Source organism: Janibacter sp. HTCC2649 (assembly GCF_000152705.1).
Classification (GTDB): domain Bacteria; phylum Actinomycetota; class Actinomycetes; order Actinomycetales; family Dermatophilaceae; genus Knoellia.
In genome coordinates this window covers 812,081-824,886 of the sequence record NZ_CH672413.1, presented here as the reverse complement: position 1 = coordinate 824,886, position 12,806 = coordinate 812,081, and the positions used below count along the sequence as shown (strand labels likewise).

General features: G+C 69.4%; 11 protein-coding genes. 9 read left to right on the top strand and 2 right to left on the bottom strand.

Annotation, left to right across the window (positions count from 1 at the left end; all coding sequences use genetic code 11):
* The 8 genes from carB (at position 1) to JNB_RS03885 (ending at position 8,659) form a co-directional block, all read left to right on the top strand.
* On the top strand, positions 1 to 3,318 hold the full coding sequence (carB, locus tag JNB_RS03920) for a carbamoyl-phosphate synthase large subunit (protein WP_009775113.1): 3,318 nt from the start codon (positions 1 to 3) through the stop codon (positions 3,316 to 3,318).
* Entirely contained in the window at positions 3,315 to 4,211 is an 897-nt protein-coding gene (locus JNB_RS03915) for a dihydroorotate dehydrogenase electron transfer subunit (RefSeq protein ID WP_237700608.1), read from the top strand. The genes carB and JNB_RS03915 overlap by 4 nt, the downstream gene beginning before the upstream one ends.
* Complete coding sequence (locus tag JNB_RS03910; protein ID WP_009775111.1) at positions 4,211 to 5,173, top strand: dihydroorotate dehydrogenase; 963 nt, start codon at positions 4,211 to 4,213, stop codon at positions 5,171 to 5,173. The genes JNB_RS03915 and JNB_RS03910 overlap by 1 nt, the downstream gene beginning before the upstream one ends.
* Positions 5,170 to 6,054 (top strand): orotidine-5'-phosphate decarboxylase, encoded by an 885-nt coding sequence (gene pyrF, locus JNB_RS03905; RefSeq protein ID WP_009775110.1) that lies wholly within the window; start codon positions 5,170 to 5,172, stop codon positions 6,052 to 6,054. Before JNB_RS03910 ends, pyrF begins: the two co-directional genes overlap by 4 nt.
* 126 nt (positions 6,055 to 6,180) lie before the next feature.
* A complete protein-coding gene (mihF, locus tag JNB_RS03900) occupies positions 6,181 to 6,498 on the top strand; it encodes an integration host factor, actinobacterial type (RefSeq protein WP_009775109.1) in 318 nt (105 codons plus the stop codon).
* Positions 6,495 to 7,073 carry a guanylate kinase gene (gene gmk / locus JNB_RS03895; protein WP_009775108.1) on the top strand — a complete coding sequence of 193 codons (579 nt, stop codon included), beginning with the start codon at positions 6,495 to 6,497 and terminating at the stop codon, positions 7,071 to 7,073. The genes mihF and gmk overlap by 4 nt, the downstream gene beginning before the upstream one ends.
* Positions 7,074 to 7,077: 4 nt before the next feature.
* Positions 7,078 to 7,341 (top strand): DNA-directed RNA polymerase subunit omega, encoded by a 264-nt coding sequence (rpoZ, locus tag JNB_RS03890; RefSeq protein ID WP_009775107.1) that lies wholly within the window; start codon positions 7,078 to 7,080, stop codon positions 7,339 to 7,341.
* A 7-nt stretch (positions 7,342 to 7,348) separates the two neighbouring features.
* The gene (locus tag JNB_RS03885; RefSeq protein ID WP_009775106.1) at positions 7,349 to 8,659 is read left to right on the top strand and encodes a phosphopantothenate--cysteine ligase family flavoprotein; all 1,311 of its coding nucleotides are present in this window, start codon (positions 7,349 to 7,351) and stop codon (positions 8,657 to 8,659) included.
* 87 nt (positions 8,660 to 8,746) lie between these two features.
* Here JNB_RS03885 and JNB_RS03880 read toward each other — a convergent pair whose 3' ends face one another.
* Both JNB_RS03880 and JNB_RS03875 read right to left on the bottom strand, forming a co-directional pair.
* Positions 8,747 to 9,895: a putative cellulose-binding protein gene (locus tag JNB_RS03880; protein WP_009775105.1), complete on the bottom strand. Its 1,149-nt coding sequence runs from the start codon at positions 9,893 to 9,895 to the stop codon at positions 8,747 to 8,749.
* Complete coding sequence (locus tag JNB_RS03875) at positions 9,892 to 11,373, bottom strand: large Ala/Glu-rich protein (protein ID WP_009775104.1); 1,482 nt, start codon at positions 11,371 to 11,373, stop codon at positions 9,892 to 9,894. The genes JNB_RS03880 and JNB_RS03875 overlap by 4 nt, the downstream gene beginning before the upstream one ends.
* 173 nt (positions 11,374 to 11,546) lie before the next feature.
* Between JNB_RS03875 and metK the strand changes: the two genes are divergently transcribed.
* The gene (metK, locus tag JNB_RS03870; RefSeq protein ID WP_009775103.1) at positions 11,547 to 12,767 is read left to right on the top strand and encodes a methionine adenosyltransferase; all 1,221 of its coding nucleotides are present in this window, start codon (positions 11,547 to 11,549) and stop codon (positions 12,765 to 12,767) included.
* Positions 12,768 to 12,806 lie beyond the last annotated feature (39 nt).

Sequence of the window (12,806 nt, the reverse complement as noted above, 5' to 3'; positions counted from 1 at the left end):
ATGCCGAAGCGCGACGACATCAAGAGCGTCCTCGTCATCGGGTCCGGCCCGATCGTCATCGGGCAGGCCTGCGAGTTCGACTACTCCGGCACCCAGGCGTGCCGCGTCCTGCGCGAGGAGGGCGTGCGCGTCATCCTCGTGAACTCCAACCCGGCGACGATCATGACCGACCCGGAGTTCGCCGACGCGACCTACATCGAGCCGATCACCCCCGAGGTCGTCGAGAAGATCATCGAGAAGGAGCGCCCCGACGCGGTCCTCGCAACCCTCGGTGGCCAGACCGCCCTCAACTGCGCGATTGCGTTGCACGAGAACGGTGTCCTCGAGAAGTACAACTGCCCGCTCATCGGCGCCAACGTCGAGGCGATCCAGCTCGGCGAGGACCGTCAGCTGTTCAAGGGTGTCGTCGAGCGGTGCGGCGCCGACAGCGCGCGCTCGGTCATCGCCCACACGATGGACGACTGCATCGCGGCCGCCGAGGAGCTCGGCTACCCGATGGTGGTCCGCCCGTCCTTCACGATGGGTGGCCTCGGCTCCGGCTTCGCCCACGACGAGACCGAGCTGCGCCGCATGGCCGGGGCCGGACTCCAGGCCAGCCCGACCACCGAGGTCCTTCTCGAGGAGTCGATCAAGGGGTGGAAGGAGTACGAGCTCGAGGTGATGCGCGACCACAAGGACAACGTCGTGGTCGTCTGCTCCATCGAGAACCTCGACCCCATGGGTGTCCACACCGGTGACTCGATCACGGTCGCACCAGCGCTCACCCTCACCGACCGCGAGTACCAGCGGCTGCGGGACGTCGGCATCGCGATCATCCGCGAGGTCGGCGTCGACACCGGCGGCTGCAACATCCAGTTCGCGATCAACCCCCTCGACGGCCGCATCATCGTCATCGAGATGAACCCCCGCGTCTCGCGTTCCTCGGCCCTGGCGTCCAAGGCGACCGGCTTCCCGATCGCCAAGATCGCCGCCAAGATGGCCATCGGCTACACGCTCGACGAGGTCCCCAACGACATCACCCAGGAGACGCCGGCGAGCTTCGAGCCGAGCCTGGACTACGTCGTCGTCAAGGTGCCGCGCTTCGCCTTCGAGAAGTTCCCGGCTGCCGACGACACCCTCACGACGACGATGAAGTCGGTCGGCGAGGCCATGTCGATCGGTCGCAACTTCACCGAGGCCATGCAGAAGGCGCTGCGCTCCGTCGAGCAGAAGGGCTCCTCCTTCCACTGGCGCGGCGAGACCCCGAGCCGCGACGAGGCGCTCGAGCTGCTCAGGATCGCGGCCCGCCCCACCGATGGTCGGATCGTCACGGTCCAGCAGGCCATGCGCGGCGGCGCCACGGTCGAGGAGACCCACGAGGCGACCGGCATCGACCCCTGGTTCCTCGACCAGTTCGAGCTCATCAACGACATCGCCCGCGAGATCGGCGACGCTCCCGAGCTGACGCCGGACCTGCTGCGTCTCGCCAAGCGTCACGGCTTCAGTGACGCTCAGCTGAGCGAACTGCGGCGTATGCCGGAGAGTGTCGTTCGCGGTGTCCGTCACGCTCTCGGGGTGCGCCCGGTCTTCAAGACCGTCGACACCTGCGCGGCCGAGTTCGACGCCCAGACTCCGTACTACTACAGCTCCTACGACGAGGAGACCGAGGTGGCGCCGCGCGAGCGGGAGGCCGTCATCATCCTCGGCTCGGGCCCCAACCGCATCGGTCAGGGCGTCGAGTTCGACTACTCCTGTGTCCACGCGAGCTTCGCCCTGCGCGACGCCGGCTACGACACCGTGATGATCAACTGCAACCCCGAGACGGTCTCGACCGACTACGACACGAGCAGCCGTCTCTACTTCGAGCCGCTGACGCTCGAGGACGTCCTCGAGGTCTACCACGCCGAGAAGCAGGCCGGCCCCATCGCGGGCGTCATCGTCCAGCTCGGTGGCCAGACGCCGCTCGGCCTGGCGCGGGCGCTCAAGGACGCGGGCGTGCCCATCGTCGGCACCTCACCCGAGGCGATCGACCTCGCCGAGGACCGCGGTGCCTTTGGGCGAGTCCTCGCAGAGGCGAAGCTGCCAGCGCCAAAGCACGGAACGGCATACTCCGCTTCCGAGGCACTCGCCGTGGCGCGCGACATCGGCTACCCGGTGCTCGTGCGACCGTCCTACGTCCTCGGCGGACGCGGCATGGAGATCGTCTACGACGACGACACCCTCGTCACCTACGTCGAGCGCGCCACGACGGCCTCGCCGGAGCACCCGGTGCTCGTCGACCGGTTCCTCGACGACGCCATCGAGATCGACGTCGACATCCTCTACGACGGCACCGAGATGTATCTCGGGGGAGTCATGGAGCACATCGAGGAGGCCGGCATCCACTCGGGCGACAGCGCCTGCACCCTCCCGCCCGCGACGCTCGGCAACGCCGAGATCGAGCTGGTGCGCGAGAGCACGCTCAAGCTCGCCCAGGGGATCGGCGTCCTCGGACTCATGAACGTCCAGTTCGCGCTGGCGCAGGACATCCTCTACGTCCTCGAGGCCAACCCCCGCGCGTCGCGCACCGTGCCGTTCGTGGCCAAGGCGACAGGTGTCGCGCTGGCCAACGCCGCGAGCCGCATCATGCTCGGCGCGACGATCGCCCAGCTGCGGACCGAGGGAGTCCTCCCGCCGAGCGGTGATGGTGGGAACCTTCCGCCGCACGCGCCGATCTCGGTCAAGGAAGCGGTGCTGCCCTTCCACCGCTTCCGTCAGGCCGACGGCTCCATGGTCGACAGCCTCCTCGGGCCAGAGATGCGCTCGACCGGTGAGGTCATGGGCATCGACACGACGTTCGGCCGAGCGTTCGGCAAGAGCCAGCTCGCGGCCTACGGAGGATTGCCCGACAGCGGCACGGTCTTCGTGTCCGTCGCCAACCGCGACAAGCGCGCCATGCTCTTCCCGGTCAACCGACTCGTCGACCTCGGGTTCGACATCGTCGCGACGTCCGGAACGACAGATGTGCTTCGGCGCAACGGCATCCCCGCCAAGGTCATCCGCAAGATCACCGAGCGCGAGGGTGACGCCGAGGCCAGCGACACCCGCACGATCGGTGAGCTGATCCTCCAGGGCGAGATCGCCATGGTGATCAACACGCCCACCGGGCAGAGCGCTCGCGCGGACGGCTACGCCATCCGGGCCGCAGCCAACACCGCCGACGTCCCGCTCATCACGACCGTCCAGGAGTTCGCTGCTGCGGTTCAGGCGATCGAGGCCCTGCGCCGTGGCGACCTCACGGTCACCTCGCTCCAGGAGCACGCCCGCCACCTCGACCTCATGCAGGTGGCCGACAAGTGAGCACGAGAAACTCGAGCGGCGCGGGCGGCGTGGTCCAGGTGCAGGGCGAGGTCATCGCGACCCGTCGAGTCGGCGCCTACCACCACCTGACGATCGTCGCGCCCGGTGTTGCGGAGCTCGCTCGACCGGGGCAGTTCGCTGCGTTGGCGGTGGGTGGTCCCACGACGGGCAACCTGCTCCGGCGCTCCTTCTCCATCCACAAGGTGAGCCCGTCCGGCACCTATGGCGGCACGCTCGACCTCGTCATCGCGGCCAAGGGCGCGGGCACCGAGTGGCTCACCCAGCTGCGGGCGCATGACGCCGTCGATGTCGTCGCTCCGCTCGGGCGCCCCTTCCCCTTGCCCACCGAGCCGGTGCCGTGTGTGCTCGTGGGTGGCGGCTACGGGTCGGCACCCCTGTTCTGGCTCGCCGAGGTCCTGCGTGAGCGCGGCTGCAGCGTCGAGATGGTGCTCGGTGCGGCGTCCGAGGACCGGCTCTTCGGTGTCGTCGAGGCACGACGCGCTGCCGACGGGGTCACGGTGACCACGGACGACGGCTCAGCAGGTCAGCGCGGCTGGGTGAGTGACGTCCTGCCTGACGTGTTCCGACGCACCGGTGCTCCCGTGGCCTATGCCTGTGGGCCGATGGGCATGCTCCAGTCCGTGACGCGCGTCGCCGCCGAGTTCGGCGCCGTCGCCCAGGTCGCGGTCGAGGAGTCGATGGCCTGTGGCATCGGGATCTGCATGACCTGCGTCATGCCCGTCCGCAACAAGGACGGAGTCACCTCGATGGTGCGGTCCTGTGTCGAGGGTTCGGTCTTTCGTGGCGACCGCATCCGCTGGGAGGCCTTCCACGACGGAGTCTGCGGAGTCCCCGAAGACGCCGTGGGCGCACCGAGAGTGGGAGGTCACTGATGGCCGTCGACATGGCCGTGACCTTCACCGGTCGGACCCTGCCCAACCCCCTCATGACAGCGTCCGGCTGCGCCGCCAACGGGCGCGAGCTGCACCGCTTCTTCGACGTCTCCAAGCTCGGGGCGTTCGTCACCAAGACCGTCATGATGGACCCGCGGTCGGGTCGTGGCACCCCGCGCATGGCCGAGACCAGCTCCGGCATGCTCAACTCGATCGGCCTCCAAGGACCCGGTATCCACGCCTTCGTCGCGAAGGACCTGCCCTGGCTGAAGTCCGTCGGCGCCCGCGTGCTCGTGTCCATCGCCGGCAACACGGCGGGCGAGTTCGCCGATGTCGCGCGGGTCCTCGCCGACAGCGATGCCTTCGACTGCGTCGTGGGCGTCGAGGTCAACATCTCGTGCCCCAACGTCGCCAACCGTGGGCTGGTCTTCGCGTGCGACCCGCTGGCGTCGGGCAAGGTCATTGCGCTCGTGCGGGAGCAGCTGCCGCGAGACGTGCCAATCTTCGCCAAGCTCACGCCTGACGTCACCGACATCGTGTCGATCGCCGACGCCGCCGTGAAGTCCGGCGCCACCGGGCTCACGATGATCAACACCCTGCTCGGCATGGTCATCGACACGGACCGCCTGCGACCTCAGCTCGGCGGCATCACCGGTGGCCTCTCCGGGCCGTCGATCCGCCCCGTGGCCGTCCGGGCCCTCTGGCAGGTCACGGCAGCCATGCGTGACGGGCGCTTCCAGACCGTGCCGCTCATCGGAGTCGGGGGAGTGCGCACGGGGCGTGACGCCCTCGAGCTCATCGCTGCCGGAGCAACCGGTATCCAGGTGGGCACCTCGACCTTCAACGACCCGACCGCTCCCCAGCGCGTCCTCACCGAGCTCGAGGCCCTCGCCGAGTCCCACGGCGTCGCCCGCATCACCGAGCTCGTCGGAATCGCGCACGACAGGATGGTGATCCCATGACCACACGCATCGAGAGCCAGGACGGCACCGGCGCAGCGACGTTCGGGCAGCGGCTGCGCGCCGCCACCCAGCAGTTCGGCCCCCTGTGTGCCGGCATCGACCCGCACCGGGCCCTCGTGGAGTCCTGGGGCCTCACCTACGACCTCGACGGTCTGCGCGCCTTCACCCGGGCCTGTGTTGACGCCTTCGGCGGTCACGTCGGTGTCGTCAAGCCGCAGTCGGCCTTCTTCGAGGTGTTCGGCTCGGCGGGTGTCGCTGTCCTCGAGGGTGCGGTCACCGCCCTGCGTGAGAGCGGCACCGTGGTCATCCTCGATGCCAAGCGCGGCGACATCGGCACCACGATGGACGCCTACGCGGAAGCCTTCCTGGGCAAGGACGCAATCGACTCGCCGGATGCGATGACCGTGAGTCCCTACCTCGGCTACGGCTCGCTGCGCCCCGCCATCGACCTGGCCGACCAGACCGGACGCGGTGTCTTCGTCCTCGCCCTGACGTCCAACCCCGAGGGCGCCCAGGTCCAGCACGCAGTCCTCGAGGGTCGGTCCGTCGCCGGGTCGATCGTCGACGGAGCGAGGGCTGACAACGCCGCCGCCTTCGCGCGCGGCGAGCTCGGCCACGTGGGTCTCGTGGTGGGCGCGACGGTCGGCAACGCCGTCCAGGACCTCGGTCTCGACCTCACGGCCATGGGTGGCCCGATCCTCGCGCCCGGGGTCGGAGCGCAGGGTGGAACGTCCGACGATCTCAAGCGCGTCTTCGGTGATGCCCTGCCCAACGTCCTTCCGGCGAGCAGCCGCGAGGTCCTCTCTGCAGGTCCGGATGTGAGTGCGCTGCGCGCCAGGGCTGCTCAGTCCAACGAGTCCCTCGCGGCACTGCTGTCCTGATGTGAACGGGCCGCGGGCTCGGCCAAGGCCCTTGCGCCAGTCCGATCCCAACCGGCTCAGCATGATTAAATCGCCGGAGGTGTTGAGAAGCAGCGCCGTAAAAGATTCACACGGAGGACTTCCGCCATGGCACTCCCGCCACTGACCCCCGAGCAACGCTCTGCCGCACTGGAGAAGGCGGCGCAGGCTCGACGCGAGCGGGCCGCCGTCAAGAACCGCCTCAAGTACGCCCAGGGCGACCTCAAAGAGGTCATCAGCGAAGGGAAGTCGAACGACGTGATCGGCAAGATGCGGGTCTCCGCACTGCTCGAGTCGATGCCAGGCGTCGGTCGAGTCAAGGCCAAGGCCCTCATGGAGGACATCGGTATCAGCGAGAGCCGCCGAGTGCGCGGCCTTGGCCAGAACCAGATCTCGGCTCTCCTCACCCGCTTCGACAAGGCGTGACCGGCACGTCCAGGCTCACCGTCCTCGCCGGGCCGACCGCGGTCGGCAAGGGCACGGTCGCGGCATACGTTCGCGAGCACCACCCCGACGTGTGGCTGTCGGTCTCGGCCACGACCCGCAAACCACGGCCCACCGAGGTCGACGGCAAGCACTACCACTTCGTGTCCAACGAGGAGTTCGGCCGCATGGTCGACCACGGCGAGTTCCTCGAGTTCGCCACGGTCCACGGTCGGGCCCAGTACGGCACGCCCCGTGGGCCGGTCGAGGCGGCCATCGCCGCGGGTCGACCGGCGCTCCTCGAGATCGACCTGCAGGGTGCACGACAGGTCCGCGAGACCATGCCCGAGGCCCTGTTCGTCTTCCTCAAGCCGCCGAGCTGGGACGAGCTGGTCCGCCGGCTCGTCGGGCGGGGCACCGAGTCGCAGGAGGAGCGAGAGGTCCGGTTGACCACGGCCAAGGCCGAGCTCGCTGCCGCCGAAGAGTTCGATGTGACGCTCGTGAACGACGACGTTCGGCGTGTGGCCGACGAACTCGTATCATTGATGCGCACCCCCCACCAGACGAAACGAGACTGATTCCGTGTCAGGCACCAAGGCCAACCCCATCGGCATCACCAACCCGCCGATCGACGAGCTCCTCACGCACGCCGACAGCAAGTACTCCCTGGTCCTCTACTCGGCCAAGCGCGCGCGCCAGATCAACGCCTACTACGCGCAGCTCCAGGACGGTCTGCTCGAGTACGTCGGCCCGCTCGTCGACGCCGAGGTCCACGAGAAGCCTCTCTCCATCGCCCTGCGTGAGATCAACGGCAACCTGCTGACCTCAGAGAAGATCGAGGACTGAGCCCACCGTGCGCGTCGTCCTCGGTGTGGCGGGCGGCATTGCGGCATACAAGGCCTGTTCGCTCCTACGCCTCCTCACCGAGGCAGGTCACGACGTCACCGTCGTGCCGACGGCCGCTGCCCTGAACTTCGTCGGCGCCCCCACGTGGGCGGCGTTGTCCGGCAAGCCCGTGAGCACCGACGTGTGGTCAGCCGTTCACGAGGTGCCGCACGTGCGCCTCGGTCAGGAGGCCGACCTCGTCATCGTGGCCCCGGCGACCGCTGACCTGTTGGCCAAGGCCGCGACCGGTCAGGCCGATGACCTGCTCACCAACGTCCTGCTGACCGCGCGCTGTCCCGTCGTCATGGCCCCCGCCATGCACACCGAGATGTGGGACCACCCCGCGACGCAGGCCAACGTCTCGACGCTCACCGAGCGCGGCGTGCACATCGTGCCACCCGCCAGTGGTCGCCTCACCGGCAAGGACACCGGTCCCGGACGCCTTCCGGAACCCGAGGACCTGTATGCCGTGTGCGAGCGTGAGCTGGCTCGCTCCGCCTCCGCTTCCCGCACCGTTGCGTCTGCGGATGCGGTCGCTGGAACGGCCACCTCCGCAGACGCTGCGCCAGAGGTGCAGGGGAACCGGCGCGGTGACCTCAGTGGTCGGCGGGTCGTCGTGAGTGCCGGTGGCACCCGCGAACCCCTCGACCCGGTGCGCTACCTCGGCAACCGCAGCTCCGGCAAGCAGGGCCACGCCCTCGCAGTCGCTGCCGCCGCACGTGGTGCCCAGGTGACCCTCGTGACCTCCGCCGCTGCGGATCTCCCGGGCGTCGACGTCGTGCCGGTCGAGACCGCCCTGCAGATGCGTGAGGCCATCATCGAGGCGGCTGCGCACAGCGACGTCGTCGTCATGGCCGCCGCCGTCGCGGACTTCCGGCCGGCGAACTATGCGCCGTCCAAGATCAAGAAGACGCACGAGGCCCACGTCGACGGCACCGAGGACGACTCCGCTCCGACGATCACCCTCGTGCGCAACCCCGACATCCTCGCCGAGCTGGTGCAGAACCGCGGGGGTTCTGCGACCCCGGTCATCGTGGGCTTCGCCGCCGAGACCGGCGACGAGAACGGATCGGTCCTCGACCACGCGCGCTCCAAGCTCGAGCGCAAGGGGTGCGACGTCCTCGTCGTCAACGAGGTGGGCGAGGGCAAGACCTTCGGCTCCGACGACAACACCGTGACGGTCCTGCGACGCGGCAGCGAAGAGTCGGTCGAGGTCGGCCCGGCCACCAAGGCTGCCGTGTCCGACGCCGTCTGGGACGTCGTCGCCACCCTCCTCTGACAGAAGAGCAAGACCTCACCAGGTCGAGGTAGTACGAAACGCCGTGGGCGCAAGCTCCCCACGGCGTTTCGTACTACCTCGACTGGGTCAGCGGGTCTTCGCGTTCACCTTCGGCTTGGACTCAGGCTCGGTCTGGACCTCAGCCTCGGCGGGAGTCTCGGTCTGGACCTCAGCCTCGGCGGGAGTCTCGGTCTGGACCTCAGCCTCGGCGGGAGTCTCGGTCTGGACCTCAGCCTCGGCGGGAGTCTCGGCCTGGACCTCAGCCTCGGCGGTGGCCGGGGCCTTGGGTGCGGCCTCGGGGGCTGCGGCCTGGGCGTGGTCGGCCTGACCGATGGACGACGCACCGCCGAGGGTGCCGAGCATGTTGCGGACGTTGCTCAGCTGGGCGGTGATGCTGTCGCGGCGAGCAGTGGCGGCCGCGAGCTCACGCTCGGAGTCACGCCTGATCCGCTCGGCCTGCTCCTTGGCCGTCGTGACCATGGCGGACGCCTCGGCCTTGGCCTGGTCGAGGATCGAGACGGCCTCGGCCGCGCGGGACCTGTGCTCCTCCTCGGACTCCTTGGCGAGCTGGTCGGTGCGCTCCTGGAGCTCGCGCAGACGATCCTCGTGGCTGCTCTGGGCGAGCGTGAACTCGCTCGTGGCGCGGTCGCGACGCTCCTGCAGGGTGCTCTCGAAGTCGGCGGCAGCCGCGGCAGCACGGGCGCGCTGGTTCTCGAAGTAGGCCTCGGCCTCCTCACGACGAGCAGAGGCCTCGCGGCCGGCGTCGTCGAGCAGCGCGGTCGCGTCCTGCTTCGCCTTGGCGACGACCTCGGAGGCTTCGACCTCGGCGCGGGAGCGGACCTCTTCGGCGTAGCGGTCGGCCTCGGCGCGCACGGTCGCCGAGGACTCGTCAGCCAGACGACGGTGCTTGTCGGCCTCCGCGGTGGCGGTGGCACGGATGGACGTGGCCTCCTCGTCGGCCAGACCCAGCATGGTGCCGATGCGCTCGCCGAGGTGGGCGAACGTCGGGGACGAGACCTGCGACTCCTTGGCCTCGAGCGAGGCCACGAGGGCCTTGTGCTCCTTGAGGGTGGAGGCGAGGTCCGCGTTCTGCTGCTTGGCCTTGGTCAGCTCGACGGTGATCTGAGCGACCTCCTGGCGGGCTGCATCGACGGTGTCACCGATCGACGCGAGGTGACGATCGACCTGGATGGGGTCGTAGCCACGAAAGATCGTCGGGAACTGGGGCGTGCTCATCGGGACTCCTGGTGCTGGGTGGGCGGTGGCAGGGGTTCTTCGTCGGTGGGGGCAGGGGAGGGGAAGTCGGCGACGGACAGGGCATCGATGACGCCGCTGAGGTCGCCCAGCTGGGTCGTGATGGCATCGCGACGGGCAGCCAGAACGGCCACCTCGGCTCGGGCACGGGTCACGCTGTCCTGGGCCTCGGCGCGGATCTCGTCGGAGCGGCGCTGTGCCTCGTCGGTGATCCGCAGGATCTCGGCACGAGCGGCCCGGTGCTGCTCATGTGCCTGGCGTTGGAACTGCTCGATGTCGTCGGCGGCGCTCTGGCGCACGAGCTGGGCACCGCGCTCGGCCTCGCCCAGTCGGCGTTCGGCCCGGGCCTCCGCCTCCTGGGCGCGTTCGCGGGCACTCTGCGTGATCCGCTCGGCCTCCCGGCGAGCGTCGTCGAGGGTGCGCGCAGCGTCGGCCCTGGCCTCCTCGAGAACTGACGTGGCCTGGGCGCGGGTCCGGTCCGACTCGGCCGCGGCCTCGGCACCCAGGTCGGTGGATCGGGCCGTTGCGGAGGCGAGCAGGGTCGCTGCTCGGTCCCGGCTCTGCTTGGCGCGCTCGGCCAGGGCCTGGTGGACCTCACGCCTCTGGGCCGACGTCTCACGCTCGGTCTTGTCGAGGATCTCGCGAACCGTCGCCTGCGCCCACGCCAGGTGGGTCTGGGCGGACTCCACGACGCCGTCGGCCTCGCCGCGCATCTGCTCGAGATGCGCGGCAGCCTCATCACGTGCCTGCTGGAGGACCTGCTCGCGCTCACTCGAGGCATCAGAGGTGAGGCGGTCGATCTCGGCCAGCCGGGCACTCACGTGACGCTCGGCATCGTCACGGTGCGCGGCGGCATACGCGTCTGTTTCGCTGCGAAGCGTTGCTGCCTCGACCTCGGCCAGCTCGCGCAGGCGAGAGATCTCCACCTCGGCGGTCGCGCGGTCGGCCTCCCACGCGGAGCGAGCCGTGGCAACGTCGGCCGCCGTCCGGTCGAGAAGCTCTCGGCTCGAGCGCTCCGCCGTCTCGAGGATCTCGTGGGCCCGGCGATCGGCATCGGCAAGGCGCTTTGCGGCGTCGTCCTCAGCGATCGACAGGGCTTCGTCGGCGGTCTTGGACGAGCGGGCGCGCAGGAGGTTGGCCTGATCTGACGCGTCGGCAAGGAGGGCCTGTGCCTCTTGGCGTGCTGCCTCGATGACCGAGTCAGCCTCGGCGCGGGCAGCGGCCAGGGTGGCCTCGACGTTCTCGAGCTCCGAGAGGGCGTCGGCGGTGCGGGCCCGCACCTGAGCGGCGTCGCGACGGGCCTCGGCCACCTCGCGGATCGACTCGCCGCGCACCTGGTCGGCGAGCATCTGGGCCCGGGCCAGGAGGTCGAGGGGGTCGCCGGATGTCGAGCTCGCCGCCGACGTGATCGTGGGACGTGACGAACTCTGAGGGGCCAAGGTCTCCGGCCGGTCGTTCACGCGGACATTCTGGCATCTCGCGACGAGTCCTGCGGCCCGAGAACGGCCCCTCGTGGGGCGCATCACCTCCCATGTGGTGGGCGCCACCCCCGCCGGGCATCGGGACGGGTTAGATTTGGCGGTCTCGCGCCGCGACGGCGCGATGAACCGTTCCGCACGAAGGAGTACCCCGGGTGGCTGCACGCCTGTTCACGTCCGAGTCCGTCACCGAGGGTCACCCCGACAAGATCTGTGACCAGATCTCCGACTCGATCCTCGACGCCATGCTGGCGCAGGACCCCGGAGCCCGTGTCGCCGTCGAGACGATGGTGACGACTGGTCTCGTCCACGTCGCCGGTGAGGTGACCACCGAGGCCTACGTCGAGATCCCCAAGATCGTGCGCGACACGGTCCTGGGCATCGGCTACGACTCGTCGACCAAGGGCTTCGACGGCGCCTCCTGTGGCGTCGAGGTCTCCATCGGTCAGCAGAGCCCCGACATCGCGCAGGGCGTCGACACGGCCTATGAGAGCCGCACGGGAGGAATCGACCCGCTCGACAAGCAGGGCGCCGGCGACCAGGGCCTCATGTTCGGCTACGCCTGCGACGACACCGCCGAGCTCATGCCGCTCCCGATCTACCTCGCCCACCGCCTGGCCGAGCGACTCACGGCGGTCCGCAAGAGCGAGGAGCTCGCCTACCTCCGCCCGGACGGCAAGACGCAGGTGACGATCAGCTACGACGGCGACAAGGCCGTCAAGCTCGACACCGTCGTCCTCTCGACCCAGCACGCCGACGGCATCTCCCTCGACGGACTGCTCAGCCCCGACATCGAGAAGCACGTCATCGCACCGGTGCTCGCCGAGCTGGCCGAGCACGGCACGGACCTCGACACCTCCGACTACCGCTCCCTCATCAATCCGACGGGGACGTTCGTCATCGGCGGTCCGATGGGCGACGCCGGCCTCACCGGTCGCAAGATCATCGTCGACACCTACGGCGGCATGGCCCGCCACGGTGGCGGCGCCTTCTCGGGCAAGGACCCGAGCAAGGTCGACCGCTCGGCCGCCTACGCCACGCGCTGGGTCGCCAAGAACGTCGTCGCCGCGGGCCTCGCCCGTCGCTGCGAGGTCCAGGTCGCCTACGCGATCGGCAAGGCCCAGCCCGTCGGCATCTACGTCGAGACCTTCGGCACCGAGACGGTCCCGGCCGACAAGATCCAGGACGCGATCCTGTCCGTCTTCGACCTGCGGCCCGCCGCGATCCTCGACGCACTCGACCTGCTCCGCCCGATCTACAAGCCGACCGCGGCCTACGGCCACTTCGGTCGCACCGAGGCGGCTGGCTACGACAACCCGTTCACCTGGGAGCGCCTCGACCGCGTCGAGGACCTCCAGCGCGCGGTCAAGGGCTGAAGACGCTGACCACCGACAATTCGGACCCGCTGCTCCTCG

Excerpts from the sequence above, each read along its gene's own strand:
- carB (WP_009775113.1), top strand. The coding sequence starts at position 1 with ATGCCGAAGCGCGACGACATCAAGAGCGTCCTCGTCATCGGGTCCGGC.
- JNB_RS03910 (WP_009775111.1), top strand. The coding sequence starts at position 4,211 with ATGGCCGTCGACATGGCCGTGACCTTCACCGGTCGGACCCTGCCCAAC.
- pyrF (WP_009775110.1), top strand. The coding sequence starts at position 5,170 with ATGACCACACGCATCGAGAGCCAGGACGGCACCGGCGCAGCGACGTTC.
- mihF (WP_009775109.1), top strand. The coding sequence starts at position 6,181 with ATGGCACTCCCGCCACTGACCCCCGAGCAACGCTCTGCCGCACTGGAG.
- JNB_RS03880 (WP_009775105.1), bottom strand. The coding sequence starts at position 9,895 with ATGAGCACGCCCCAGTTCCCGACGATCTTTCGTGGCTACGACCCCATC.